We start from the raw sequence: 25,769 nt of genomic DNA, 5'->3' as shown, positions 1-25,769 counted from the left end.
TCCGCCATATAGCGCCAAACGGAATTGGAACGACCGGTTAGATGGCAGGCACTGCCCCATTCGCCAAGATGAACGGCATCGGCAACGAGATCATCGTCGCCGATATGCGCGGCCGTGGCGACAAGGTGACCGCAGCCGCGGCGATTGCCCTCAATGCCGACGCGGCGACCAAGTTCGATCAGATCATGGCGATCCATGATCCGCGCACGACCGGCACTGCTTATTACGTCGACATCTTGAATTCGGACGGCACCGGTGCGCAGGCCTGCGGCAATGGCATGCGCTGCGTCGTGCAGGCGCTTGCGGCCGAGACCGGCCAAAAGACCTTCACCTTCGAAACCCGCGCCGGCATTCTCAATGCTCAGGAACATGCCGACGGCTCGATCTCGGTCGACATGGGCAAGCCGCGTTTCGGCTGGCAGGAGATCCCGCTTGCCGAGGAGTTCCGCGACACTCGCATGATCGAACTGCAGATCGGCCCGATCGATGCGCCGGTGCTGCATTCGCCTTCGGTCGTCTCGATGGGCAATCCGCACGCGATCTTCTGGGTCGACCGCGACGTCTGGTCCTACGAGCTCGACCGATTCGGTCCGCTGCTCGAGAACCATCCGATCTTTCCCGAGCGCGCCAACATCACCATCGCTCAGGTCACCTCGCCCGAGACGATGATCATCCGCACCTGGGAGCGCGGCGCGGGTCTCACCAAGGCCTGCGGCTCCGCGGCCTGCGCCGCCGTGGTGGCAGCCGCCCGCACCAAGCGCACCGGCCGCAGCGTGTCGCTGGTCACGCCCGGCGGCGGCGAGCTCAATGTCGAGTGGCGCGACGACGATCACGTCATTTTGACCGGCGCCGCCGAATGGGAGTTTTCCGGCAGCTTCGACCCTTCGACCGGCGCCTGGGCCCGCGACACCGAAAGCGCCGCCTGATGTCCGCTCTTCAAAAGGGCCCGGCGCCCGAAGGGCCTATCGGCAACGGTATCGACGTGGTCACGTTCGGCTGCCGCCTCAACACCTATGAATCGGAGGTGATGCGCCGCGAGGCCGAAAGCGCCGGCCTCGGCGCGCTGGAAGGCGGCGCCGTCATCTTCAACACCTGCGCCGTCACCGCCGAAGCCGTGCGCCAGGCCAAGCAGGCGATCCGCAAGGCCCGTCGCGAGAACCCTGAAGCGCGCATCATCGTCACCGGCTGCGCCGCGCAGACCGAGCCGCAGAACTTCGTCGCCATGGACGAGGTAGACCTGGTGCTCGGCAATGAGGAGAAGCTCAAGGCGAACTCCTACCGCGCGCTGCCGGACTTCGGCGTCAACGATACCGAGAAGGCGCGCGTCAACGACATCTTCTCGGTGCGCGAGACGGCGAGCCACATGGTCGACGCCATTGAGGGCCGGGCGCGCGCCTTCGTGCAGGTGCAGAATGGCTGCGACCATCGCTGCACCTTCTGCATCATTCCTTACGGCCGCGGCAATTCGCGCTCGGTGCCGATGGGCGCCGTGGTCGAGCAGGTCAAGCGTCTCGCAGCCAATGGCTATGCCGAGATCGTGCTCACCGGCGTCGACATGACCAGCTTCGGCGCCGACCTGCCGGGCAGCCCGAAACTTGGGAAGCTGGTGAAGACGATCCTGCGACAGGTGCCCGAGGTGAAGCGGCTGAGGCTGTCGTCGATCGATTCCATAGAAGCCGACGACGAGCTGCTCGACGCGATTGCCACCGAGCCGCGGCTGATGCCGCATTTGCATCTGTCGCTGCAATCGGGCGACGACATGATCCTGAAGCGCATGAAGCGCCGGCATTTGCGCGATCAGTCGATCCGCTTCTGCGAGGACGTGCGCAAGCTCCGTCCCGGCATCGTCTTCGGCGCCGACATCATCGCCGGCTTCCCGACCGAGACCGAGGCGATGTTCAAAAACTCGGAGAAAATCGTCGCGGAATGCGGCCTGACGCACCTCCACGTCTTCCCGTTCAGCCCGCGCGAGGGCACGCCCGCCGCGCGCATGCCGCAGCTTGGCCGCGAGGTGGTGAAAGAGCGTGCCGCAAGGCTGCGCGCCGCCGGCGAGGCCGCCTACCGTCGCCATCTGGCCGCCCTTGCCGGCACGCGGCAATCGATCCTGATCGAGCGCGATGGGCTAGGCCGAACCGAAGGTTTCACGCTTGCCGCGATTGGCGTTGGACAGCCGAGCGAGATCGTCGAGGCGGTTGTCACCGGCCATGACGGCGCCCGGCTGATCGCGGCGCCGCTCGCCGCGCAAGCCGCCTGAGACTGCAAGACGTATGGCTGGTTTCTTCAAGAAGATATTTTCGTTCGGCAAGAAGGAAGTCGTCGAGGAGCGCGTCGACGAGACCGCGCCCCTGCCGCCGATCAAATGGGACGCGCTCGAGGCGCTGAAACCGGAAACCGAGCAGGAGCCTACGTTCCGCAGCGCCGACGCCGGCGCCAATCACCCTCGAGCTGCGCTCGGGACCTCCCCCATCGAGGGGGAGGCAGGACCTGCGCCACAACCGGTTCCCGAGGAGCCGAAGCCCGAACCCGCACCGGACATTCCGCCGGCGCCGGAACCCGTCATCCCGCCGGCACCGGAGCCGGTCGTTCCATCCGAGCCGGAGCCGCTGCCGCAGCCCCAGCCGGAAGAAGAGCCGCGGCCCGCCCCGGAGCAGCCGCAGCCGCCGGCACCCGAGGAAGTGCCCGCTCCGCCCGAACCTGCACCTGAGCCGGTGCCCGCGCCGGCACCGCAGGAGGTGCCTGCACCCGCGCCGGCCGAGCCGGAGATCGAGCCTTCGCGTCCGGAGCCGCAGCCGGTGCCGGGGCCCGTCGAAGTGCCGACGACGCCCAGCGAAGTCCCGGCCGAGGCGCCAGCGCCGATCGAAGTTCCACCGGGCGAGGCACCTTCTATCGAGCCATCTTTAGAGGTCGGCGCCGCGCCTCATCCGCCTGCCGGCACCTTCTTCCCGTATAGTGACGGGGAGAAGGAAGAAGCGCCAACGCCGACGCCCCCTTCTCCGCGTTCTTCACGGGGAGAGGATGAGGGTGAGGCGCAGCGTCAGCCTGCGGAGGATTTGCCGCCACCGGAGCCAGCTCCGCCGGCGGAAGCCCTGCCTCCCATTCGCCAGGCTGCGCCGGTCGAGCCGGGGCGGATCCTTGCCGAGATCGCGCCCGAGCCGGAAGCCGTCCCCGCGCCGCCGCCGACCCCCGCTGCCGGCAGGGTGACGGTCGCCAAAAAGGTCGAGCAGAAGGCCGAGCCGCAGAAGGCACCGGAGCCGGCCCCGCGACGCTCCTGGTTCCAGCGCATGCGCGACGGGCTTGCCCGTTCCTCGCGCGAGCTCACCGGCAACATCGCCGGCGTCTTCACCAAGCGCAAGCTGGACGAAGACACGCTGCAGGATCTGGAGGACGTGCTGATCCGCGCCGATCTTGGCGTCGAGACGGCGCTGCGCGTCACCGATTCTCTCGCCTCAAGCCGATACGGCAAGGACGTTTCCGACTCGGAGGTCCGCGCCGTGATGGCGGCGGAAGTCGAAAAAGTCCTGACCCCGGTCGCCAAGCCGCTCGAGCTCGATCTCAGCCACAAGCCGCATGTCATCCTGGTCGTCGGCGTCAACGGCACCGGCAAGACCACGACCATCGGCAAGCTGGCGGCCAAGCTGACCGAAGGCGGGCTTTCGGTCATGCTGGCGGCCGGCGACACGTTCCGCGCGGCCGCCATCGAGCAGCTGAAGATCTGGGGCGAACGCACGAAGTCGCCGGTCATCGCCACCAAGCTTGGCGCCGACGCCGCCGGCCTCGCCTACGATGCCTTCGAGAAGGCGAAGGAGGCAGGCTCCGACGTGCTGATCATCGACACGGCCGGCCGCCTGCAGAACAAGACCGAGCTGATGGCGGAGCTGGAAAAGGTCGTGCGCGTGCTGGGCAAGCTCGATCCGGAGGCGCCGCACACCGTGCTGCAGACCGTCGACGCCACCACCGGTCAGAATGCGCTCAGCCAAGTCGAGATCTTCCGCAACGTCGCTGGCGTCAACGGCCTGGTGATGACCAAGCTGGACGGCACGGCGCGCGGCGGTATTCTGGTGGCGATCGCCGCCAAGCATAGATTGCCGGTCTATTTCATCGGCGTCGGCGAGCAGGTCGACGACCTCGAACCCTTCTCGGCCAGCGAATTCGCCAGGGCAATCGCCGGCGTTGCTTGAACGACCCAAAAGCGCCGACTTTCGGGACAACAAGGACTTTCATGAACATCCTCGAACGCGACCCGTCCGACCCGCAGAAACAGAAGAAGGAGGGCATCAACCCCCCGCTCAAGCTGGTGCTCGAGCTCGGGCCGCTGCTGGTCTTCTTCTTCGCCAATGCGCGCGGCGAATGGCTGGCGCAGAAATTTCCGGCCTTGGCCGAGCTCGGCGGCCCGATCTTCGTCGCCACCGGCCTGTTCATGGCCGCCACCGCGTTGGCGCTGATCGCCTCGTGGCTGCTCACCCGCACCTTGCCGATCATGCCGCTGGTGTCGGGCGTCGTCGTCCTTATCTTCGGCGCGCTGACGCTCTATTTGCAGGACGACGTCTTCATCAAGATGAAGCCGACCATCGTCAACACGCTGTTCGGCGGCGTGCTGCTCGGCGGCCTTTTCTTCGGCAAGTCGCTGCTTGGCTATGTCTTCGACTCGGCTTTCAGCCTCGATGCCGAAGGCTGGCGCAAGCTCACCTTCCGCTGGGGCCTGTTCTTCCTCTTCCTGGCCCTCGTCAATGAAGTCGTGTGGCGGAATTTTTCAACGGATGCCTGGGTTACCTTCAAGGTCTGGGGCATCATGCCGATCACGCTTCTCTTCACCTTCAGCCAGATGCCGCTGATCATGCGCCACTCGCTGGAGGAAAAAACTAAGGAAGAGCAGGCGAGTAAATAGAGCAGGTTCCGGGAGGGGGCGGCATGGAATTCCTCACCACGCGCGATGAGTTGAGGACGATCTACAAGACGCCGCGGCCGACCGACGGGTCGATCCGCAAGGAACTCAAGGCGCTCGGTGGCCACTGCCGTTCCTTCATCGGCAAGAGCCCATTCGTGCTGATCGGCTCCTCCGACGGCGCCGGCAATGCCGACGTGACCCCGAAGGGCGACAAGCCCGGCTTCACCGCTATCCTCGACAGTTCCACTATCGCCATCCCTGACCGTCCAGGCAACAACCGGCTGGACACGCTGGAAAACATCGTTCGTTACCCATCGGTAGGGTTGCTCTTCCTCATTCCCGGCATGAACGAGACGCTGCGCGTCAACGGCGAAGCCCACATAACCATCGACGCCGGACTGCGCGCCCGCCTGGCCGTCGACGGCAAGCAGCCGCTGAGCGTCATCGTGGTGACGGCCAAGGCCGCTTACATGCACTGCGCCAAGGCCTTTATGCGCTCCGAGCTGTGGGAGCCGGAGACCTGGTATGACCGCGCGAGCCTGCCGACGCTCGGCCAGATCATCCGCGACCAGCTGGCGCTTACAGAGAGCGCCGGCGAGATCGACCGCGAACTGGACGACGATTACCGGCAGACCATGTGGTAGGCTCCCGGGCACGATTCGTCCGAACCGCCCCCGTCACCCTTGCTGAACCTCCTCGCCATATCCGGCAGCCTGCGCGCCGCCTCGACGAATTCGGCCCTTGTCGCGGCGCTTGCCGCCAACGTGCCTGCGGATTGCCGCGTCACCGTCTATGACGGGCTCGGCCGCTTGCCGATCTTCAACCCGGATGAAGAGGGCGAGCGCACGCCGTGTGAGGCAAGATACCTGATCGAGGCCGTCACCCGCGCCGATGGCGTCATCGTCTCCTGTCCCGAATACGCCCATGGCGTGCCGGGTGGCATGAAGAACGCGCTCGACTGGCTGGTGTCGCGCGACGCCGCCGTCGGCAAGCCGGCGTTGCTGGTGCACGCCTCGCCGCGCTCGCTCTTTGCCCGCGCCGCCCTTGCCGAGATCATGCGCACGATGTCCTTCGCGCTTTACGAAGAGACCGCGCTCGAGATCGCGCTGCTCGGCAAGAAGCCGCCGGAGGTGGAAGAAATCCTGGCTGAGCCGACCAGTCGGCAGGCGATGCGCGACGCGGTTCGGGCTTTCGCCGGCTTTATCCGCGGCCGCTGACGCCGTTGCCGGTCAATAGGTCTTCGCCCCATTCACCATCAGCCAGACCACATAGAGCGATGTGGTGCCGCAGATGTAGAGGCGGTTGCGCTTGGCGCCGCCGAAGACGCAATTGGCGACGACTTCCGGCACTTTGACCTTGCCGATCAGCGTGCCGTCCGGATCGTAGCAATGGATGCCGTCGGCGGCGCTCGTCCAGATGCGCCCGCTTTCGTCGAGCCGGAAGCCGTCGAACAGGCCGGCCGTGCAGTCGGCGAAGACCTTGCCGCCCGAGACCTTCTTGCCGGCCTTGCCGACATTGAAGACGCGGATATGCGCGGGGTTCTTGGCGCCATGGGTGCGGCCCGTGTCGGCGACATAGAGCAGGCTTTCATCGAGCGAGAAGGCGAGCCCGTTGGGCCTGACCATGTCGGTGATGACGGCATCGATCTCGCCCGTGCCGGGGTCGATGCGGTAGACATTGCAGGCGCCGATCTCGCTCTCGGCGTGGTCGCCTTCATAATCGCTGTCGATGCCGTAGGCGGGATCGGTGAACCAGATCGAGCCGTCGGAACGGACGACGACGTCGTTGGGCGAGTTGAGCCGCTTGCCGCGCCATTTGTCGGCGACGGTGGTGACCGAACCGTCAGGCTCGGTGCGGCTGACGCGGCGGCCCGAATGCTCGCAGGTGATCAGCCGGCCCTGCCGGTCGACGGTGTTGCCGTTGGAATTGCCGGACGGCTGGCGGAAGACGCTGACGCTGCCATCGGTCTCATCGTAGCGCAGCATGCGGTTGTTGGGGATGTCGGACCAGACAAGGTAGCGGCCGGCGGCGAACCAGGCCGGGCCTTCCGCCCACCGGCACCCGGTGAACAGCTTCTCAACCCGCTCATTGGCGTTGAACAGCCGCGAAAAACGCGGATCGAGAAGTTCATAGTCAGCGGCCGTCATGCTTTCCCTCCCGGCAATCAAAGACGCGCGATCAAGCCAGCACAGAGCGGAGAAGGCAAGATCGCGGATGCCTCTCACGGCATGTTGACGCGTGAAGGGGCTAAGACGCCATTAACCGGCTATGCGCTGCTTGCAATGGTGCATTGCAACATCTTTCTTTTGCAGTGCACCATTCCTATGTCATTCTCGCAATCGATCAGGGAGGAATAACTCAGAAGGAACCTCGTCATGATCTTCGACAACCTCGTCACCCGCGCTCGCACCAACCTCGCCAAGCGCCGCCACTACAATCGTCTCGTCGCAGAAATCGAGAACCTGTCGAGCCGCGATCTCGCCGATCTGCGTGCCGACCGCTCCGAGATGCTCTACCAGATCCACAAGCAGATTTACGGTTGAGTCCGAGGCCGGTCGAGCCGGCCTTTGCGCCGCGTCGCTTCGCTCCTTGCCTTGCACTGGAATGACGACGCAAGGGGCGCCTAACCCGAAACCGCCAGGGCCTTCTCGATCTGCGGCAACAGCAAATCCTTCGCCGATTCCGGCGTCAGCGGCCCGACATGCTTATAGGCAATCTTGCCGTCCTTGCCGATGACGAAGGTCTCCGGCACGCCGTAGACGCCCCAGTCGATCGCCGCGCGCCCGGCCGGATCGACGCCGATCGCCTGGTAGGGATTGCCGAGATCGCCAAGGAAGCGACGGGCGTTTGCCGGCTCGTCCTTGTAGTTCAGCGCGGCAAGCGTGAACCGCTTGTCCTGCGACAGCGCCAAAAGCACCGGATGCTCTTCCCGGCACGGCGCGCACCATGATGCGAAGACGTTGACCAGCGTCACCTTGCCGGCGAAGGATTTCGAGTCCAGCCCTGGCAGGTTCGAGCCTTCGAGCGGCGGCAGGTTCGTCTGCGGCGCCGGCAGGCCGATCAGGGCCGAGGGAATTTCAGACTCGTCGCGGCCGGACAAAAGCTGCGACAGGAACAACCCCGCCAAGCCCAGGAAAACCAGCAGCGGCAGCAGCACGAACAGGCGGCGACGGGGCGACGCCGGGGCTCCGGTTTCCGCGCTCACGGCTTCGCCGTCCCGACTTTGTCGGAGCGCCGCCGCACGCCGGCCGCGTCGAGCGCCGCGAGCTCACGCTTGCGCGCCCGCTGGTCGAGCAGGATCCAGCCGATCAGCCCGACGAGCACGATCGCGCTGATGGCATAGGCGGCGGCGACATAGAGAGCATGCGCGCTCATATCAGCCGCTCCATCTGCGCACCTTCCGCGCCTGCCATGCCAATCCGTTCGACCATGCCTTCCCTTAACTCTGCGGCACATGCCGCGCAATCAGGCGCGGCGCCGCAGTTGAGAAACGCCCCAGCGCCTCAATCCGTCCCGTGCCTCAACGCCAGCGCCGCGGCCAGCGGTCCGACCACGGCAAGAAACAGCGTCAGCGCGGCAAGAATGAGGAAGGGCTGCAGGAACGGCGCGGGATCGGCCACCGCGCCATAGCTCGCCGAGACGCCGAAGATCAGCACCGGAATGGTGAGCGGCAGCACCAGCACGGAGATCAAGAGCCCGCCGCGCGGCAGCGCCACAGCCACAGCCGCTCCGGCGGCGCCGATGAAGGTTATGGCCGGCGTGCCGACAAGAAGCGTAAATGCCGTCGCGCCGATACCGAGCGGCTCCATGTTCATGAACAGGCCGAGCAAAGGTGCCGCGATCACCAGCGGCAGCACGCTGCCCGCCCAATGCGCCAGACACTTGGTCAGCACCGTCAACGCCAGCATGTGACGGTCGCTGTTGAGCACCAGAAGATCGAGCGAGCCGTCCTCCCGATCGGCCTGGAAGAGGCGATCGAGCCCAAGCAGGCAGGCGAGCAGGGCGGCGATCCACAGGATCGCCGGACCGATGCGCGACAACAGGTTGAGGTCGGGCCCGACGCCGAACGGGATCGTGGCAATCACCGCCAGGAAGAAGATGACGCCGATCAGCGCGCCGCCGCCGGCGCGGATGGAGAGGCGGATATCGCGGAGGAAGAGGGCTAGCATGACTTGATATGCCTTCGCCCAGGGGTGCCTCGCGCCGACATCAGTCATCCATCCTCAACGTCTTTGCTCCCTCGAGCCCGAGCGGCAAATGCGTGGCCGCCACGATGATGCCTCCCTCTCGGCAATGCCCTCTCATCAATCCCGCGAATCGTTCCTCCGAAGCCTTGTCCAGCCCAGCGGTCGGTTCGTCGAGCAGCCAGACCGGCCGGCGGCTGACCAGGAGCTTCGCGATCGACGCGCGCCGCCTTTGCCCGGTCGAAAGGTAGCCGAACGGCAGGTGCCCGAGCCCGTCCAATCCGACCGTCTCCAGCGCCTGCCCCACGCTCAAACCAGCCTCGCCCTGGAAGGCGCGCCAGAAGCCCAGGTTTTCTTCGACGCTCAATGCCGTCTTCATCGCATTGAGATGGCCGAGATAGTGCGAGGCCGAAGCGACCGATGGAAACTCGTCGCCGCCGCCCTCGACCTTCACCTTGCCTTCGGCCGGCGGCAGCAAGCCGGCGATGACCCGCAAAAGGGTCGATTTGCCGGCGCCGTTCGGCCCGGTGACGACGAGTGCCTCGCCCGTTTCGAGGGCGAACTCGATACCGGAAAAAACCGTCTCGCCGCCGCGCTCGCCGCCCAGATTTTCGGCGATCAGCCGCATCCTTGCCCGTCCCGAAAGCACCGTTTCGCGGCCGCCGCCGCATCGCACAAATTTGCTTTTCGACTGTCTAGAACTATTCCAGAAAATTCTCTATATGCGGTTCATCCGTGCCAGCGGTCGGCGCGGGAACAGAATTAGCGCCGAACCAGCGCACGCGCCGCCTTCAACGGCTCGGGTTGCTCGGGAGCGGACAGCGGAAATGGCCGTACCCGCACCTTTGCGCGTGATTGCATGCCAACGGCGTCCGTTCCCTTTCAGGCTGAACAGACAAGGACGGATCGCCGTGACGAAATCCCTCGATAGTTTCAACTGCCGCCGCACCCTGACCGTGGGTGGCGCGGACTATGTCTATTTCGACCTCGCAGAGGCGGAGAAAAACGGCCTTGGCGGCATTGCCCAGCTGCCCTATTCGATGAAGGTGCTGCTGGAGAACCTGCTGCGCAACGAAGACGGCCGCTCGGTCACCAAGGAAAGCATCCAGGCGGTCGCGGCATGGCTCACCGACAAGGGCACTGCCGGCGTCGAGATCGCCTACCGCCCGGCCCGCGTGCTGATGCAGGATTTCACCGGCGTTCCGGCCGTTGTCGATCTCGCGGCCATGCGCGACGGCATCAGGGCGCTCGGCGGCGATCCGGAGAAGATCAACCCGCTGGTGCCTGTGGATCTCGTCATCGACCACTCCGTCATCGTCGACGAATTCGGCACGCCGATGGCCTTCGCCCGCAATGTCGAGCTCGAATATGAGCGCAACGAGGAGCGCTACAAGTTCCTGAAGTGGGGCCAGCAGGCCTTCCGCAACTTCCGCGTCGTGCCGCCGGGCACCGGCATCTGCCACCAGGTCAATCTCGAATATCTGGGACAGGTGGTGTGGGCCAACGCGGAAGAGGGCGAGACCACAGCCTATCCCGACACCTGTGTCGGCACCGATTCGCACACCACCATGATCAACGGCCTGGGCGTACTCGGCTGGGGCGTCGGCGGCATCGAGGCCGAGGCCGCAATGCTTGGCCAGCCGGTCTCCATGCTTCTGCCGGAAGTGATCGGCTTCCGCCTCACCGGCAAGCTCAAGGAAGGCGTCACCGCCACCGACCTGGTGCTCACCGTCACCCAGATGCTGCGCAAGAAGGGCGTCGTCGGCAAGTTCGTCGAGTTCTTCGGCCCAGGCCTCTCCAACATGACGCTGGCCGACCGCGCCACCATCGGCAACATGGCGCCGGAATATGGCGCCACCTGCGGCTTTTTCCCGGTCGATAGCGAGACCATCCGCTATCTGACAATGTCCGGCCGCGAGGAAAGCCGCATCGCGCTGGTCGAGGCCTATTCCAAGGCGCAGGGCATGTGGCGCGACGCCGGCTCGGCCGATCCGGTCTTTACCGATCTGCTCGAGCTCGATCTCAGCGACGTCGTGCCGTCGATGGCCGGCCCGAAGCGCCCGGAAGGCCGCGTCGCGCTGCAGGATATTCCCGCCGGCTTCGCCAAGGCGATGGAGACCGAGTACAAAAAGGCCGTCGAGATCTCGAAGCGTTACGCCGTCGAAGGCACCGCTCACGATCTCGGCCATGGCGACGTCGTGATCGCCGCCATCACTTCGTGCACCAACACCTCCAACCCAAGCGTCTTGATCGGCGCCGGCCTGTTGGCTCGCAATGCCAACCGGCGCGGCCTGAAGCAGAAGCCGTGGGTGAAGACCTCGCTGGCGCCCGGAAGCCAGGTGGTCGCCGAATATCTCGAGAAATCCGGCCTGCAGAAGGAACTCGACCAGATCGGCTTCAACCTGGTCGGCTTCGGCTGCACCACCTGCATCGGCAATTCCGGCCCGCTGCCGGCGCCGATCTCCAAGACCATCAACGACAAAGGCCTGATTGCTGCCGCGGTGTTGTCCGGCAACCGCAACTTCGAAGGCCGGGTTTCTCCGGACGTCCAGGCGAACTATCTCGCCTCGCCGCCGCTGGTGGTGGCGCATGCGCTGGCCGGCACCGTCACCAAGGACCTCACCACCGAGCCGCTCGGCGAGGGCAGCGACGGCAAGCCGGTCTATCTCAAGGACATCTGGCCGACCTCGGCCGAGATCCAGGAGTTCATCGAGAAGAACGTCACGCGCGAGCTTTTCGCCCGCAAATATGCCGACGTCTTCAAGGGCGACGAATATTGGCAGAAGGTGAAGGCGCCGGAAGGCCAGACCTATGCCTGGGACGATCATTCGACCTATGTGCAGAACCCGCCTTATTTCGCCGGCATGGGCCGCGGCTTCGGCAAAGTGGGCGACATCAAGGGCGCGCGCGTGCTTGGTCTCTTCGGCGACAAGATCACCACCGACCACATCTCGCCGGCCGGCTCGATCAAGGCGGCTTCGCCGGCAGGCAAGTACCTTACCGAGCACGGCGTCGGCGTCGCCGACTTCAACCAGTACGGCACGCGGCGCGGCAACCATGAGGTGATGATGCGCGGCACCTTCGCCAACATCCGCATCCGCAACCACATGCTGGGCGAGAACGGCCGCGAAGGCGGCTACACGATCCACTATCCCTCGAAGGAGGAGATGTCGATCTACGATGCCGCCATGGAATACAAGAAGGGAGGCGTGCCGCTGGTCATCTTCGCCGGCGTCGAATATGGCAACGGCTCCTCGCGCGACTGGGCAGCCAAGGGAACCAACCTCCTTGGTGTCCGCGCCGTCATCGCCCAGTCCTTCGAGCGCATCCACCGCTCGAACCTGGTCGGCATGGGGGTCATCCCCTTCGTCTTCGAGGACGGCACCTCATGGGCTTCCCTCAACCTCAAGGGCGACGAGCTGGTCGAGATCGACGGCCTGGATGCCATCAAGCCGCGCCAGAAGATGACGGCCAAGGTCACCTATGGCGACGGTACGCTGAAGAACGTGCCGATCATCTGTCGCATCGATACGCTGGACGAACTCGACTACTTCAAGAACGGCGGCATCCTGCAATACGTGCTGCGCGATTTGGCTGCGTAGCGACAGGGAATAGGCGGTAGGCATAGGCAGGGGGAGATTCTCCCACTGCCTAGTGCCTACTGACGTCCTAATCAAACTGCGGCAGGCCAAGCATTCTCCGGCCCGGCTCAAAGTCCAAGTCCGATCGGCGCGCAATAGAAATCCTCCGGCAGCAGCAAACTTACCCCTTCGCGGCGATGCGGTCCCGAAAATCGAACCGGGTCGAAGAATGCAGTGGCCCCTCCTGTCGCCGCCTTACCTACGGTCGCGGCGACAAAATTTCACCGCAACGTGACTTCCCGTTGACTGTCCGTTCTGCCACATATTTTAGCAACCAGAACAAGGCCGGCGTGACCGGCGGGAATTGGAACGGTCATGGCATTGCGAGGACCATTGCGGCTTACGGCAGTTGCGCTGGTCCTCACGGCGTTGAGCCGCGTGGCCTCAGCAGCCGAGCTTGAGAAAGCCGCGACCGGCAAGCCCCAGACTGAAAAGCCTTTGGGCGTCGTCGAGTTGTTTACCAGCCAGGGCTGCAGCTCCTGTCCGCCGGCCGATGAATTCTTTGCCGAGCTGGCGGCGAAGGAAAATGTCGTCGCGCTCGCTTATCACGTCAATTACTGGGACTACCTGGGCTGGCAGGACACGCTGAGCAACAAAGAGAACACCGAGCGGCAGTATGACTATATGCGCGCCTTCGGCAGCCGTTCGGTCTACACCCCGCAAGCCGTCATCAACGGCCGCAGCCATGTCAACGGCGCCAACCGCAAGGAGATAGACGGCGCGCTGGCCCGCATGGACAGGACCGGCGAGGGCATGCGGGTCGGCATCAAGGTGAGCCGCACCAGCGATCGGGTCATGATTGACGCCGGCGATGCCGGCAATGGGCCGACCGACGCCCATGTGGTGATCGTCTATTTCGATCCGCCGCAGATGGTGAAGATCGGCCAGGGCGAAAACAGCGGCCGCAACATGACCTATTGGAACGCCGTTTCCGACATCCAGATCGCCGGCATGTGGAACGGCAAGGCGCAGCGTTACGAGCTGCCGATGACGGAGATTGCGAAGAAGGGCGGCTGTGCCGTGCTGCTGCAGTCCGTCGGCAAGGACGGCGTCCCGGGACCGATTCTCGGCGCCGCGCTCATCCGCAAGCCTGACCGGCTCTGACGGCTCTGCTGACAAAACCTGATCGCCGACGAAAGCCGGCCGGGGCTCACGAAGCAGAGCATCCATGGCAAAGCGACCCGAGCCGCACCCGATTCTCCTGACGACGCGGCTACGCCTGCGTCAGTTCAGGGCTGAGGACACGGATGCGATGCACGAATGCTTTGCCGACCCGGAGGCGATGCGGTTTTGGAACGCACCAGTCCACACCAAGCGGACCGAGACCGAGCGCACCGTGCTCAGATATGTCACCTGCACCCCGTCCTACCATCGGCACTGGGCGGTCGCCGACATTGAGACTGACCGCTGCCTCGGCCTCGTCAGCTATCACGATGGCCATATCCGCAACAAGCGTGCGGCCATCGGCTATTTCATCAACCCCGCATATCAGAGCCGGGGCATGGCCACCGAGGCTGTCTCGGCGATGCTCGACTTCTGTTTCGACGATCTCGGCCTGCACCGTCTGCAGGCGTTCATCGATCCCAACAACACCCCGTCGCGCAAATTGGTCGAGAAACTCGGATTCGGGCGCGAAGGCCTACTGCGTGATCATCTGCGTGTCGGCGGCGTCTGGCGCGATGAGATCCTGTATGCGCTCCTTAGGACTGGTCGCTCATCCAGCGCAGCGGTTCCAGCTCTCATTCCCTGATCGTGCATTGTGATGACGCCCGCCTGGCCGCGAGACAGGGGCCGGCGGGCCAGAGCGGACAGGCATGAAAAAACCGGCGTCAGCTTGCTTCTGACGCCGGTTATTCAGGTTTTGGGATCGTCGCACCTGATTTTTCCAAGGAAAAACCGAGGTTGGTTCGATCCGACGCTGACCCGTGGGCGGGGGGCTTGGGGTTTACGAGCCGGTGCCGGACCGAACCGTCTCAGGCAACGCGGGTAAACTCGTCGGACATTGGGGCATGAGCGCGGATAATTTGTGGCGACAATGTGGCAGAGCATCACCAATTCCAACACGCGTTTTGCAAACGTGACTGGACCTTTCGGAAACGGCGGGCCGCAAGCCTGCTTCGCCGGCCCTTGCAATTCGGCCGCGAAAGCGCGAACCTTGGCCGGCGCAAGATTCAATCGAAGGATCGCGGCATGACCGATCACAGCAGCGGGACGGAGGATGGGGAAGCATCCGGAATACTGATCCCGCTGCATGAGGCGCGCAGCGCACGCCTCGACCAGCCGGTGCGCTTCGACCGGCGCGAGCTCGACCAGATCCTAAGGCTTTACGGACGCATGGTGGCGGCCAATGAATGGCGCGACTATGCGATCGACCATCTTTCCGATCGCGCTGTCTTTTCGGTCTTCCGCCGCGCCAGCGAAGTGCCGCTGTTCCAGATCGTCAAGGACCCGAAATTGGCGCGCCGACAGGGCGCCTTCGCCGTCATCGCCGCCGGCGGACGCATCCTCAAGCGCGGCCAGGAACTCGGCCGCGTGCTCGGCGTATTCGATCCCAAGCTGAAGCTGGTCGAAGCTTAACTATCCAATTTGCCGCGAAATCTCCGCTCCGGCAGTGACTCCGGATCCGGCGGCACTTCCGCGCCGCCGTTGAGCGGCAGCTGCATGAACACGGTGTCCAGCCAGCGCCCATGCTTGTAGCCGGAGCCTTCCAGGCGCCCGGAGTGACGAAAGCCGAGCTTCTCGTGCAGGCGCACCGAGGCGCTGTCGGCATGGCCGTCGCCGATCACCGCGACGATCTGGCGAAAGCCGGCCAGGCGTGCCGCCTCGATGAGCGCCAGCATCAGCAGGCGGCCGATGCCCTGGCCCTTGGCCTCGGGCGCCACATAGACCGAGTCCTCGACGGTGAAGCGATAGGCGGGCCGGGGCCGGAACGGTCCGGCATAGGCGTAGCCGAGCACGACGCCCTCCCTTTCAGCCACAAGATAGGGAAAGCCGCCTCGTGCCAAGCTTTCGAATCGACTGCCCATTTCGGCGCGGCTGGGCGGCTCCAGTTCGTAGCTCGCGGTGCCGTGCGTGACCGCGTCCGCATAGATTTCGGTGATTCGGTCGAGGTCGCCCTCTGTAGAGGCTCTGATCGCGAGATTGCTCATAAATTGTGCAGTTCTTCCTGTTGCCTCAATATCAGCAGAGGAGCGCACAAAAGGAAAGGGCGGCCGTTGGGTCGCCCTTTCCGAAGTCTATGGTCCAGCCGGACGGCTACCGTTTAGCGGCGGTCGCCCATGAACTGCAGCAGGAACATGAACAGGTTGATGAAGTCGAGATAGAGCTGCAGGGCGCCCATGATCGCCTTGCGGCCGGCGACATCCGCGACGTCACCCTCGAAATACATCTCCTTGATGCGCTGCGTATCGTAGGCGGTGAGGCCCGCGAACACCAGCACGCCGATCGCCGAAATGGCGAAGGCCAGCGCCGACGACGCCAGGAAGATGTTGATGACCATCGCGATCAGCAGCCCGATCACGCCCATGATCAGGAACGAGCCGAACGCGCTCAGGTCGCGCCTGGTCGTGTAGCCGTAGAGCGACAGGCCGCCGAAGGCCGCGGCCGTGGCGAAGAAGGTCTGGGTGATGCTGGTGCCGGTGTAGACGAGGAAGATCGTCGACAGCGACAGGCCGACAAGGCCGGCATAAACCCAGAATGTGGTCTGCGCCGCAGCCACGCTCATCGATTGGATCCTGAAGGACAGGAACATCACGGCAGCGAGAGGCGCCAGGATAACGACCCAGCGGAACGCGCTAGCATAGATGAGCTGGCCGAAGGCGGTGAGCTGGCCGTCGCCGGTGACGGCCAGCTGGAATGCGCCCCAGGCGGCAATGCCTGTGATGAGCAGGCCAAGCCCCATCAGGTTATAGACTTTGATCATATAGGCCCGCAGGCCCTGATCGATATCGACGCGCGCGCCGGAGGCGGCGGACGTCTGGTAGTTGCGAATGGGATCAGCCATTGGAAATCCTCTATTGCTTCTGCCCCGTCCGGTGACAGGTCCTTGGAGCGACCTCCTTGGACCAGGCGCCGCTGGCGGGACTCCAGCATGCCTAGCGCGAAATATGAGCGTTCTCGACCTCAAGAACAAGACGGTAACGAGCGGTAACGCTTCGTGAGAAGGCAAAAGCCCGATTTTCAGCCTTTTCCCGCCGGCATTCTTACCAAGATTTAACGCAGACAGGCCACCGAAGGGCGCTGCCGGATCAAAGCTCGCGCAGCACCGGCGCCGCCTTGTGGCCAAGCACCCGCCAGGTGCCGGCAAGGCCGATGCCGACGGTGACGGCGAGCGAGACGAGGATCGTCGCCACCGCAACTTCCGGCATGAAGTGCGACGGCAGCGTCATGATGCGGGCCACCACGAACCACGCCGCGACGCCGCCCGCGGCAAGCGCGAACAGCGCGGTCGCAAGACCGATCAGCACATATTCCAGCGAGAAGGCCGCAATCAGCGTCCTCCTTGTCGCGCCGAGCGTCTTCAGCACCACCGCGTCGTGGATGCGCGCCCGGTTGCCGGCGGCCAAAGCCCCGGAGAGCACCAGCACGGAGGCGATCAGCGCCACGCCGGCTGCGGCGCGGATCGCAGTGCCCAGCTGCGCGACCAGCCGGTTGACGATGTCGAGCGCGTCCTTGACCCTCACCGTCGTCACTGCCGGAAAGGCGCGGGTGACCGCGTTGAGCAGCCGCGCGTCGTCGGCCGTGGTGGCCTTTCGGTCGGTCAGCGTCGCCAGCCAGCCATGCGGCGCGCCGGCGAACGTATTGGGCGAGAAGATCATGACGAAATTGATACCCATGGTTTCCCACTCGACCTGGCGGAAGCTGGCTATTCTTGCCGTCACGTTGCGGCCGAGCACGTTGACCGTGACCGTGTCGCCGAGCTTCAGCCCGATCGCTTTGCCTTCCTCGGCCGAGAACGACACCAGCGGCTCGCCGGAATAGTCCTGCGGCCACCATTTGCCTTCGGTCAGCGTAGCGTTTTCCGGCTGCTTTGCGTCATAGGTCAGCCCGCGGTCGCCGCGCAGCACCCAGGCGCCGTCGGTGGGGACCTTCACCTTGTCGACGTCGATGCCGTTGAGCGCCATGATCCGGCCGCGCAGCATCGGCACCTTGAGCAGCATCCCTTGTGGCGCTTCCTTTTCGACCAGGCCGGCAAAGGCATCGACATCGCTGCTCTGGATGTCGACGAAGAAGAAGTTCGGCGCCCGCTCCGGCAGGCTGCCGGAGATCTGGCGTCTGAGATTCCCGTCGATCAGCGCCAGCGTCACCAGCAGCGTCAGGCCGAGCCCGAGCGACAGCACCACCGATGGCGTCAGCGCGCCGGGCCGATGGATATTGCCGAGCGCCAGCCTGAGAGAGACCGACCGCAGCCGCGGGCTTCGCCGGGCCAGCCATTGGACCAGCGCCGCCACCAGCCGCAGCACCAGGAAGGCAAAGACGGTGGCGCCGACGAAGATCGAGGCGATGCGCCGATCGTCGGCGGAAAGGATGGCGAGCGCCGCCAGCGCGAGCACGATCGTCAGCGCGGCGCCGACATAGGGCAGGCGCGGCAGGCCGCGGCTTTCGAACCCCATCTCGCGAAACAGCGCCGTTGCCGGCACGTCGCGGGCGCGGCCGAGCGGCAGCAGCGCGAAGGCCAGCGTCACCAAAAGGCCGAACAGTGCCGCCATCGCAAGCGCGCCGGGATAAAAGCCGCCTTGCGCCGGCACCGGAATGACCGACTGCAGGAGCGCGCTCGCCACGAACGGCATTGCCGCACCCAGGATCAGGCCGAGCACGATGCCGAGGCCGGCAATCAAAAGGATCTGCACGAGATAGATGGCGAAGACGAAGCCCCCGGAGGCGCCGAGGCTCTTGAAGGTGGCGATGACGCCGCGCTTGCCGTCGAGATAGGCGCGGACCGCATTCGCCACGCCGACGCCGCCGACCACAAGCGCCGTCAGCCCGACCAGCGTCAGGAACTGCGAGAAGCGCTGGATGTTGGCGGAAAGCGCCGGGGCTGCGTTGCTGCGCGTGCGGATCGACCAGCCGGCCTGCGGAAAGTCCTTCGCCGCTTCGGCTTGAATGCCTTTGATCCGCGCCTCGCTCGCGCCATCGGGCAGTCGGATCTTATAGGCGTTCTCGACCAGGCTGCCGGGCTGAACCAGCCCTGACGCGACCAGCCCGTCGTGCGAAATCATCAGCCGCGGCGCGAAGCCGAAACCGTCGGAAATCGCGTCGGGTTCGCTGACCAATCGGGCCCTCAGCTCGAACGTTGCGCCGCCAAGCTTCAAGCGGTCGCCGATATGCAGATTGAGGCGATCGAACAAGAGAGCGGGCGCGGCGGCGCCGAAGATGCCGGATCTTTCGCCGAACAATTCATTCCTGGGCAGCTGCGGATCGGTCTCCAGCGTGCCGTAAAGCGGATAGGCGTCGTCGACCGCCTTGGCTTCGACCAGCGCCTGGTCGGAGCCGTCCTCGAGCCGCGCCATCGAGCGCATGCCGGAATTCAGCGAGACCGTGCCGAGGCTCTTGATGAAGCCGAGCTCGGCGTCCGAAGCGCTGCGCTGGTTGATCTGGAAGCGCAGGTCGCCGCCGAGCAGCGTCTGGCCCTGGTTGGCGACGCCGGCGGTAATCGCCTGCGCCACCGAATTGACGCCGCCGATCGCCGCGACGCCAAGCGCGATGCAGGCGAGGAAGATCATGAAGCCGGACAGGCCGCCGCGCATCTCGCGCAGCGAGAAGCGGAGGGCCAGCCTCAAAGTCCGCATCAGGCCGGCACCCTAGCCTGTCTTGGCGCGTCCTCGATGCGTCCCGAGCGCATCGACACCTGACGCGAGCAGCGGCCCGCAAGCGCCGGATCATGCGTGACCAGCACCAGCGTCATGCCGCGCTCGGCCGCCTTGGCGAAGAGGAGGTCGGCGATTTGCTTTCCCGTCGCCTGGTCGAGGTTGCCGGTCGGCTCGTCGGCAATGAGGATGCGCGGCGAGGGCGCCAGCGCCCTGGCGATCGCCACGCGCTGCTGCTCGCCGCCCGAAAGCTCTCCCGGATAGTGCGTCACGCGGTCGCTCAAGCCGACCGCCGCGAGTTCCTGTGCGGCCACGCCGAACGGGTCGTTGTGCCCGGCGAGCTCCAGCGGCACCGCGACATTCTCGAGCGCCGTCATGTTGGGGATGAGGTGGAAGGACTGGAAGACAATGCCGATGTTTCGCCCTCGAAACGAAGCAATCTGGTCCTCGCTTTTGCCGTTGAGCAATTCGCCGGCGATCCGCACCGTGCCCGAATCGACCCTTTCCAGCCCGGCCAGAACCATCAGCAAGGTGGACTTGCCGGATCCCGACGGGCCGACGATGCCGGTGGCTTCGCCGGCGGCCACATCGAGGCTGACGCCCTTCAGCACATGGACGGAGGAGGCGCCCTCGCCCAGCGTCAGCGAGACATCCCTCAATGCGATGACGGCTTCTGTCACAATGAATGCGCCCTATATGGTGGAAGAAGGAGGCAAAAAATGTCTCCTTTGCATGAATCGTGTCGGTCATATGGGGCTCGCCGCATGGCTTTCAAACACTCAGCTGCCGCAGCCCTCACTCTTCTCCTGGCGGTTTGCGGCGCTATTTCGCCGGCGCGCGCCGATACGTTCAAGATCGTCGGCTTCGGCGACAGCCTGATGGCGGGGTTCAGCCTTGGTCCCGATGAGGGCTTCACCGATAAATTGCAGGCGGCCTTGAAGGCAAAAGGCCTCGACGTCGCCGTCGGCAATGCCGGCGTTTCCGGCGACACCACAAGCGGCGGCCTCGCGCGGCTCGACTGGTCGGTGCCCGACGGCACCGGGCTCGTCATCCTCGAGCTCGGCGCCAACGACATGCTGCGCGGCGTGTCGCCCGAGATCGCCGAGAAAAATCTCGACGCTATGTTGGCCAAGTTGAAGCAGCGGAACATTCCGGTGCTCCTGGCAGGCATGCTTGCAGCGCCCAATCTGGGCGCCGAGTACCAGAAGGCCTTCGACGCCATCTACCCGAAGCTTGCCGCGAAATACGCCGTTCCGCTCTATCCGTTTTTTCTTGACGGGGTCGCCGGCCACCCGGCCATGCAGCTGGAGGACGGTCTTCATCCCAACCCGAAGGGAATAGACGTCATGGTCAAAGGCATTCTACCGGTCGTGGAAAAAGCCATCGCCGCCAAGGGCGGCGCGTGATGGGACCAAAACGCCACGGTTTCCCCAGGGGAAAGCTTGTGGACAACAAACCGCTTGCCCCGCATGGCTATCGATGATTCGCTAGGGGCGAGAGTTTCGATTCGAGGACAGGAGGCTTCCCATGCCGCGTCTTTTCACCGCCCTCGAAATTCCGCGTGATGCCGCGCTTTCACTCTCGCTGCTCCGGGGCGGCCTGCCCGGAGCCCGCTGGATCGACGTCGAAAACTATCATCTGACGCTGCGCTTCATCGGCGATGTGGAGGGCCATATCGCCGACGACATCGCCAATGCGCTCGATCGCGTCAACCGTCCCTCCTTCCCCCTGGCGCTCTCCGGCGTGGGCGCTTTCGGCGGCAAGAAGCCGCACGCCGTATGGGCCGGCGTGTCCGCCTCGCCGGACCTGGTGGCGCTGCAGGGCGAGGTCGACCGCATCTGCCAGCGGCTCGGCCTGCCGGCCGATCCGCGCAAATTCTCGCCGCATGTGACGCTCGCGCGCCTGCGCAATTCGAGCCCGGCGGACGTCGCGCAATATCTGTCGGCGCGCGGCAACTTTTCCACGCTGCCCTTCCGGGTCGGCCGCTTCGTCTTGATGTCGTCGCGCGATTCGGTCGGCGGCGGCCCCTACATCGTCGAGGAAGCCTGGCCGCTGGTTGGCGCCGATCCGCTCGCTTCCAGCCGCTTCGCCAGCGCCTCCGACGCCTCGCGGATCATGCGGTAGACCGAAACGAAGGCCTGCTGGTCTTCGTAGTAAGGGTCCGGCACATCGCGCGCATTTCCGCTGGCAAACTCCAGGAAGAGATGGACGCGGTCGCGCGTGGCCTGCGGCGCTAACGCCTTCAGATCGCGCACATTTGTCCGGTCCATGCCGAGAATCAGGTCGAAGCGCGAGAAATCGTCCAGCGCTATCCTGCGCGCCTTTTGCGCGGAAATGTCGATGCCGTGCCTTGTGGCAACCGCGATCGAACGCGGATCGGGCGCGGAGCCGACCTCCCAGCCGCTGGTCGCGGCCGAATCGAGCAGGATGTCCCGACCTTCCCCGCGCTCGGCCCACACGGCGCGGAAGACGCCTTCGGCCAAGGGCGAGCGGCAGATGTTGCCGAGGCAGACGAACAGAATGGATTTTATGGGCTTTGCGCTCATCGATCCGGCGCTATGGTTGGAATACCTCCGAATAGCACGGGAACCCGACATGACCAGGGAAAAACTCAACAAGGAAGCGATCACCGCAGCGCTGGCGGAACTCGAAGGCTGGTCGCTGGCGGCCGACGGCGCCTCCATCAAGCGCAGCTTCGGCTTCAAGAACTTCTCCGAGGCCTTCGCCTTCATGACCCGCGTGGCGCTGGCCGCCGAGAAGATGGACCACCACCCCGATTGGTCGAACGTCTACAAGACCGTCGACGTCACGCTGAACACGCATGACGCCGGCGGCGTCACGGCGCTCGACATCGAACTGGCGAAGCGGATGAACCGCTATTTCGGCTGACGACTGCCGATAAGTCCGATTCCGATTTGCCGGGCTGGCAACGGTGGAGACCTTGCAGGGGGGTGCCGCTTTCACCACATCTTCCGCGGTGGCCGCAACGCAAGCTGGCGCGTGGCCGAGGAGAGATTGATGGCGCAGGAATCCCGTTTCGATTTCTTTGGCTTCGGCGACAGGCTCGCCGGCGAAGGCGAGGTGCGCGAGAAGTTCTGGCGCACGGCCAAGAAGGCTGCCCGGCAGATCCCGTTCATGGAAGAGGTGGTCGCCGCCTACTATTGTGCCATGGACAAGGACACGCCGCTGCGCACCAAGGGTACCCTGCTTGCCGCGCTCGGCTATTTCGTGCTGCCGGTGGATTTCATCCCCGACTTCGTGCTCGGTCTCGGGTTCACCGATGACCTTGCCGTGCTCACCGCGGCAATCACCGCCGTCAGCGCCCATATCACCCCGGCGCACCGGCAGGCCGCCAGGGACGCCCTCGCCGACAAAGGTTGATCCTGGCTGACTTTTCGCCACAACGAAACCGCGAAACCGCCCGCGCGAAAAGACAAACTCTTGCCGCTTTCGTGCCCTCCAAGTTCGCGCCGGGACATCGCGACCGCCGCGTGGAAGCGGCGGCGCGAATCGCGGCGGTTTCCTGGGGTGAGTTCCTTTTGTTGGGAAAAATTCACCGTTTGGTAACCCTGATTAAATCAAAATGAAGCGACGGCAGGACGCCATGCGACCCGCCTCCGCACCATTTCGGAATACGGGAAGAACGATGCGCGGATTGATTGCTACAGTTTCCAGCCTGGTCCTGGCGGCCGCCTTCGCGGCGCCGGCGCTGGCGCAGCAGGCGACCAAGATCGGCCAGCACAACGCCTGGGGCACCTACAGCTATCAGTCGGCAGGCGGCAAGGTCTGCTATGTGCTGACGGTGCCGACCGACAAGCAGCCGCCAAAGCTCGACCATGGCGACATGTTCTTCTTCGTCAGCCAACGGCCCGGGCAGCAGGTGTCCTATGAGCCGCAGTTCATCGCCGGCTACAACTTCCAGGAAGGCTCCAAGGCCACCGTCACCATCGACAAGAAGTCCTTCTCGATGTTCACCCGCGGCAAGTCGGCCTGGGTCGAGAACGCCGCTGAAGAGCCGGTGCTGATCGCCGCCATGAAGACGGGTACCGACATGAAGGTGCAGGCGAAGTCCGGTCGCGGCAACCCGACTTCCTACGTCTTTTCTCTGAAGGGCATCTCGGCCGCGCTGGCCTCGATCGCCAAGTGCAAATAGGCTGAGGCTCCCTTGGTGGAGGATGGCAATATGGAAGTCCGCCTCCCGCAAGTGCTGCCAGGGACAAGCGAATAAGGCGACAGCGCCAAGCTCGCCATTCAGCCTTGCTGCTCGACGGCCCTGCGCCGCCTGATCGCCTCGGCGATGAACACGCGTGACAGCGCGTGATAGAGCGGCTCGTTGGAGATCAGTCGCGCCGTGCCGTAGCCCAGCATCGCCGCGCACATCAGCGCGATGACGTTGTCGTGGTTGCCGGTCATTTCGAGGATGATGACGAAGGCCGTCATCGGCGCCTGCACGACGCCGGCGAAATAACCGGCCATGCCGAGCAGCGCGGCGAGGCCTGTTCCGGCGCCGAACGCCAGGCCAAGCGTGCTGCCGAGACCGGCGCCCACCGCCAACGACGGCGCGAAGATGCCGCCCGGAATGCCCGACACCATCGACAGCACGCCGGCCGCGAATTTTTCCAGGAAGAAGAACGCGGGTAGCGGCGCGCCTTCGACGGCGCCGCGGGCCTGAGCGTAGCCGGTTCCGAAGGTAAGGCCGCCCGAGACGAGACCGATCGCGGCAACCGCCAAGCCGCAGATGCCTGCCACGAGCAGCGCGCGCCACAATGGCTGCAGGCCATTCCAGCGTCGGACGCGCCGCGTGATCCTCAGCGCCAACAGCGAAAACAGCGCGCCGAAGCCGCCGCCGATGACGCCGCAGGCAATCACCAGCGGCCAGTCGGTGGCGAAGGCCACCGTGTCCCTGGCGACGCCGAAATAGGTGTAGTTGCCGAGCAGGCCGAGCGAGGCGAGGCCGGCGAGGATCACCGCCGTCAGCACCAGCCCGTTGGTCCGTGACTCATAGGCGCGACCCATCTCCTCGATGGCGAAGACGATGCCGGCGAGCGGCGTGTTGAAGGCGGCGGCGACGCCGGCAGCCGAGCCGGCCAGGATCAGGCCGCGCGCCTGCGCCATGCCGCCCCAGCGCGCCGCCTGAAGCATGAGTGAGGCGCCGACCTGCACCGTCGGGCCCTCGCGGCCGATCGATCCGCCGCAGGCGAGACCGATGACGGTAAGCGCAACCTTGCCCCTGCCAGGCGCAGCGAAAGAAGATGGCCGCGATCCTCGTCATCGCGCAGGTGACGGGCGGCGATCGCCTGCGGAATGCCGCTGCCTTGCGATCCCGGAAAGAAGGAATGGGCAAGCCAGGCGCAAATCACGAAGCCCGCGGGCGTCATGACCAGCGGCAGATAAAAGCGCCAGCTGCCGCTATCGCCGCCGGTGACGACGTGGAACAGCGCCTGCGCCCGGTCGGCCAGCAGGGCGAACAGCACGCTGATCAAGCCGATCGAGATGGCGCCGGCCCAGAACACAAGGCGCGGCTGCCAGACGCGGCGGGACGCCCACATAGCCTGCGAGCGCCGCAGCATCGGGTATCTACGCGATATGCCGGCCATGCCTGTCCTCTGGGTGATGACCCGCCCCTAGCACACTGAGAGGGAGGATCAAGCCTGCTAGGTCAGGTCAGGTCGAGGCGAGCGACGAAAATCGGAGTTCGAGGAGCCAGGGCAGGACCGCGGTTTGGATATCCCGCCGGCCTGCGCCGGCGGGCAGCAGGGCTGGCGAGTCCCACCATTCTCACATCGCCATCTTTTCACATTCGGCCTGGGCCTTCTTGGTCGACGTATCGATCATGTAGGCTTTGCCTTTGGCGTCGGTGATTATCATCATGCAATGCTTGATCGGCTTCGCCATCTTCATCATTTCGGCGCTCATCTTGGCGTCAGGCATCATGGTGCCCATATGGCCGTCGGGCATGATCGCCGTCACTTGCCCACCCTTCATCATGGTCATCGTGCCCATCGTATCCTCGGCGAACGCCTGCGAGGCAAAAAGGCTTGCGAGACCGGCGACGGCAACAAGCTTGATCGAATGCATTCCGCGTACTCCCATTTCTGCAAGGGCATAGTCGCCCCTTTCAGGTTCGCGGGTGCGCTTCGAGCTGTTACGCCAACACGAATATGTGATCTCACCCGAGGCGGGAATAGCGACACCGGCCGCCTCTGCCGCCGACATGACTCCGGCCGCAAGCTGTGCTATGCGCCGCGCTTCA

The 25,769-nt window shown here is 64.9% G+C and carries 28 protein-coding genes and 1 pseudogene; 17 read left to right on the top strand and 12 right to left on the bottom strand.

Annotation, left to right across the window (positions count from 1 at the left end; genetic code table 11):
• The first annotated feature begins 41 nt into the window (after positions 1-41).
• The 6 genes from dapF to EOD29_RS17950 are packed head-to-tail and all read left to right on the top strand — an operon-like array spanning position 42 to position 6,102.
• Complete coding sequence (gene dapF / locus EOD29_RS17975; RefSeq protein WP_127247355.1) at positions 42-926, top strand: diaminopimelate epimerase; 885 nt, start codon at positions 42-44, stop codon at positions 924-926.
• Positions 926-2,254, top strand: a complete 1,329-nt coding sequence (gene mtaB, locus EOD29_RS17970; RefSeq protein ID WP_127247354.1) for a tRNA (N(6)-L-threonylcarbamoyladenosine(37)-C(2))-methylthiotransferase MtaB — start codon at positions 926-928, stop codon at positions 2,252-2,254. The genes dapF and mtaB overlap by 1 nt, the downstream gene beginning before the upstream one ends.
• 13 nt (positions 2,255-2,267) lie before the next feature.
• Complete coding sequence (ftsY, locus tag EOD29_RS17965; protein ID WP_127247353.1) at positions 2,268-4,178, top strand: signal recognition particle-docking protein FtsY; 1,911 nt, start codon at positions 2,268-2,270, stop codon at positions 4,176-4,178.
• A 41-nt stretch (positions 4,179-4,219) separates the two neighbouring features.
• Positions 4,220-4,885, top strand: a complete 666-nt coding sequence (locus EOD29_RS17960) for a septation protein A (protein ID WP_066991739.1) — start codon at positions 4,220-4,222, stop codon at positions 4,883-4,885.
• A 23-nt stretch (positions 4,886-4,908) separates the two neighbouring features.
• Positions 4,909-5,529 carry a pyridoxamine 5'-phosphate oxidase family protein gene (locus EOD29_RS17955; protein WP_127247352.1) on the top strand — a complete coding sequence of 207 codons (621 nt, stop codon included), beginning with the start codon at positions 4,909-4,911 and terminating at the stop codon, positions 5,527-5,529.
• Positions 5,530-5,568: 39 nt separating this feature from the next.
• Positions 5,569-6,102 carry an NADPH-dependent FMN reductase gene (locus EOD29_RS17950; protein WP_127216029.1) on the top strand — a complete coding sequence of 178 codons (534 nt, stop codon included), beginning with the start codon at positions 5,569-5,571 and terminating at the stop codon, positions 6,100-6,102.
• Positions 6,103-6,114: 12 nt separating this feature from the next.
• Here EOD29_RS17950 and EOD29_RS17945 read toward each other — a convergent pair whose 3' ends face one another.
• Positions 6,115-7,032, bottom strand: a complete 918-nt coding sequence (locus EOD29_RS17945; RefSeq protein ID WP_127216030.1) for an SMP-30/gluconolactonase/LRE family protein — start codon at positions 7,030-7,032, stop codon at positions 6,115-6,117.
• Between the two features lie 228 nt (positions 7,033-7,260).
• Between EOD29_RS17945 and EOD29_RS17940 the strand changes: the two genes are divergently transcribed.
• The gene (locus EOD29_RS17940) at positions 7,261-7,428 is read left to right on the top strand and encodes a hypothetical protein (protein ID WP_082953829.1); all 168 of its coding nucleotides are present in this window, start codon (positions 7,261-7,263) and stop codon (positions 7,426-7,428) included.
• Positions 7,429-7,508: 80 nt separating this feature from the next.
• Here the strand turns inward: EOD29_RS17940 and EOD29_RS17935 are convergent, their stop codons facing one another.
• The 4 genes from EOD29_RS17935 to ccmA all read right to left on the bottom strand — a co-directional run bounded on the left by EOD29_RS17935 (position 7,509) and on the right by ccmA (position 9,697).
• The gene (locus tag EOD29_RS17935; RefSeq protein ID WP_095782731.1) at positions 7,509-8,090 is read right to left on the bottom strand and encodes a DsbE family thiol:disulfide interchange protein; all 582 of its coding nucleotides are present in this window, start codon (positions 8,088-8,090) and stop codon (positions 7,509-7,511) included.
• A complete protein-coding gene (gene ccmD / locus EOD29_RS17930; protein ID WP_127216031.1) occupies positions 8,087-8,260 on the bottom strand; it encodes a heme exporter protein CcmD in 174 nt (57 codons plus the stop codon). Before ccmD ends, EOD29_RS17935 begins: the two co-directional genes overlap by 4 nt.
• A 128-nt stretch (positions 8,261-8,388) precedes the next feature.
• Positions 8,389-9,054: a heme exporter protein CcmB gene (gene ccmB, locus EOD29_RS17925; protein WP_095779955.1), complete on the bottom strand. Its 666-nt coding sequence runs from the start codon at positions 9,052-9,054 to the stop codon at positions 8,389-8,391.
• A 40-nt stretch (positions 9,055-9,094) separates the two neighbouring features.
• Positions 9,095-9,697, bottom strand: a complete 603-nt coding sequence (ccmA, locus tag EOD29_RS17920) for a heme ABC exporter ATP-binding protein CcmA (RefSeq protein ID WP_127247351.1) — start codon at positions 9,695-9,697, stop codon at positions 9,095-9,097.
• A gap of 283 nt (positions 9,698-9,980) precedes the next feature.
• Here ccmA and acnA point away from each other — a divergent pair, with 283 nt between their 5' ends.
• The 4 genes from acnA to EOD29_RS17900 all read left to right on the top strand — a co-directional run bounded on the left by acnA (position 9,981) and on the right by EOD29_RS17900 (position 15,287).
• Positions 9,981-12,671, top strand: coding sequence for an aconitate hydratase AcnA (gene acnA, locus EOD29_RS17915; RefSeq protein WP_127247350.1), 2,691 nt, complete (start codon positions 9,981-9,983; stop codon positions 12,669-12,671).
• A 354-nt stretch (positions 12,672-13,025) separates the two neighbouring features.
• The gene (locus EOD29_RS17910; RefSeq protein ID WP_127239847.1) at positions 13,026-13,814 is read left to right on the top strand and encodes a thioredoxin family protein; all 789 of its coding nucleotides are present in this window, start codon (positions 13,026-13,028) and stop codon (positions 13,812-13,814) included.
• A gap of 64 nt (positions 13,815-13,878) precedes the next feature.
• Positions 13,879-14,460, top strand: a complete 582-nt coding sequence (locus EOD29_RS17905; protein WP_127247349.1) for a GNAT family protein — start codon at positions 13,879-13,881, stop codon at positions 14,458-14,460.
• Positions 14,461-14,900: 440 nt separating this feature from the next.
• On the top strand, positions 14,901-15,287 hold the full coding sequence (locus EOD29_RS17900; RefSeq protein WP_095779977.1) for a DUF2794 domain-containing protein: 387 nt from the start codon (positions 14,901-14,903) through the stop codon (positions 15,285-15,287).
• On the opposite strand, the gene EOD29_RS17895 is transcribed toward EOD29_RS17900, so the two are convergent.
• The 4 genes from EOD29_RS17895 to EOD29_RS17880 form a co-directional block, all read right to left on the bottom strand.
• The gene (locus EOD29_RS17895; RefSeq protein ID WP_127247348.1) at positions 15,284-15,859 is read right to left on the bottom strand and encodes a GNAT family N-acetyltransferase; all 576 of its coding nucleotides are present in this window, start codon (positions 15,857-15,859) and stop codon (positions 15,284-15,286) included. The genes EOD29_RS17900 and EOD29_RS17895 overlap by 4 nt on opposite strands.
• 113 nt (positions 15,860-15,972) lie before the next feature.
• Entirely contained in the window at positions 15,973-16,713 is a 741-nt protein-coding gene (locus tag EOD29_RS17890; protein ID WP_067323688.1) for a Bax inhibitor-1/YccA family protein, read from the bottom strand.
• 244 nt (positions 16,714-16,957) lie between these two features.
• Complete coding sequence (locus EOD29_RS17885; RefSeq protein ID WP_127247347.1) at positions 16,958-19,498, bottom strand: ABC transporter permease; 2,541 nt, start codon at positions 19,496-19,498, stop codon at positions 16,958-16,960.
• A complete protein-coding gene (locus tag EOD29_RS17880; RefSeq protein ID WP_067323692.1) occupies positions 19,498-20,196 on the bottom strand; it encodes an ABC transporter ATP-binding protein in 699 nt (232 codons plus the stop codon). Before EOD29_RS17880 ends, EOD29_RS17885 begins: the two co-directional genes overlap by 1 nt.
• 84 nt (positions 20,197-20,280) lie before the next feature.
• Here EOD29_RS17880 and EOD29_RS17875 point away from each other — a divergent pair, with 84 nt between their 5' ends.
• Together EOD29_RS17875 and thpR are read left to right on the top strand one after the other, a co-directional pair.
• Positions 20,281-20,922 carry an arylesterase gene (locus EOD29_RS17875; RefSeq protein ID WP_095799624.1) on the top strand — a complete coding sequence of 214 codons (642 nt, stop codon included), beginning with the start codon at positions 20,281-20,283 and terminating at the stop codon, positions 20,920-20,922.
• A gap of 121 nt (positions 20,923-21,043) precedes the next feature.
• Positions 21,044-21,640, top strand: coding sequence for an RNA 2',3'-cyclic phosphodiesterase (thpR, locus tag EOD29_RS17870; protein ID WP_127247346.1), 597 nt, complete (start codon positions 21,044-21,046; stop codon positions 21,638-21,640).
• Here thpR and EOD29_RS17865 read toward each other — a convergent pair.
• A complete protein-coding gene (locus EOD29_RS17865; protein WP_127247345.1) occupies positions 21,544-22,062 on the bottom strand; it encodes a low molecular weight protein-tyrosine-phosphatase in 519 nt (172 codons plus the stop codon). The two genes, thpR and EOD29_RS17865, sit on opposite strands and share 97 nt — an antisense overlap.
• A gap of 49 nt (positions 22,063-22,111) precedes the next feature.
• Here EOD29_RS17865 and EOD29_RS17860 point away from each other — a divergent pair, with 49 nt between their 5' ends.
• The 4 genes from EOD29_RS17860 to EOD29_RS17845 all read left to right on the top strand — a co-directional run bounded on the left by EOD29_RS17860 (position 22,112) and on the right by EOD29_RS17845 (position 23,669).
• Positions 22,112-22,405 carry a 4a-hydroxytetrahydrobiopterin dehydratase gene (locus EOD29_RS17860; RefSeq protein WP_066991930.1) on the top strand — a complete coding sequence of 98 codons (294 nt, stop codon included), beginning with the start codon at positions 22,112-22,114 and terminating at the stop codon, positions 22,403-22,405.
• A gap of 129 nt (positions 22,406-22,534) precedes the next feature.
• Positions 22,535-22,897 carry a YkvA family protein gene (locus tag EOD29_RS17855; RefSeq protein ID WP_066991933.1) on the top strand — a complete coding sequence of 121 codons (363 nt, stop codon included), beginning with the start codon at positions 22,535-22,537 and terminating at the stop codon, positions 22,895-22,897.
• Positions 22,894-23,103, top strand: coding sequence for a hypothetical protein (locus EOD29_RS17850; protein ID WP_127247344.1), 210 nt, complete (start codon positions 22,894-22,896; stop codon positions 23,101-23,103). The genes EOD29_RS17855 and EOD29_RS17850 overlap by 4 nt, the downstream gene beginning before the upstream one ends.
• Positions 23,104-23,162: 59 nt before the next feature.
• Positions 23,163-23,669: an invasion associated locus B family protein gene (locus EOD29_RS17845; protein ID WP_066991787.1), complete on the top strand. Its 507-nt coding sequence runs from the start codon at positions 23,163-23,165 to the stop codon at positions 23,667-23,669.
• A gap of 98 nt (positions 23,670-23,767) precedes the next feature.
• Here EOD29_RS17845 and EOD29_RS17840 read toward each other — a convergent pair.
• Both EOD29_RS17840 and EOD29_RS17835 read right to left on the bottom strand, forming a co-directional pair.
• Positions 23,768-25,113, bottom strand: a pseudogene (locus EOD29_RS17840) (chloride channel protein).
• A gap of 181 nt (positions 25,114-25,294) precedes the next feature.
• Positions 25,295-25,732, bottom strand: coding sequence for a hypothetical protein (locus EOD29_RS17835; protein WP_245460568.1), 438 nt, complete (start codon positions 25,730-25,732; stop codon positions 25,295-25,297).
• Between the last annotated feature and the right edge of the window lie 37 nt (positions 25,733-25,769).

This window comes from Mesorhizobium sp. M1A.T.Ca.IN.004.03.1.1 (genome assembly GCF_003997555.1).
Lineage (GTDB): Bacteria > Pseudomonadota > Alphaproteobacteria > Rhizobiales > Rhizobiaceae > Mesorhizobium.
Note: the sequence above shows the minus strand (reverse complement) of the source record. Positions and strands in the feature narration are given on the sequence as shown.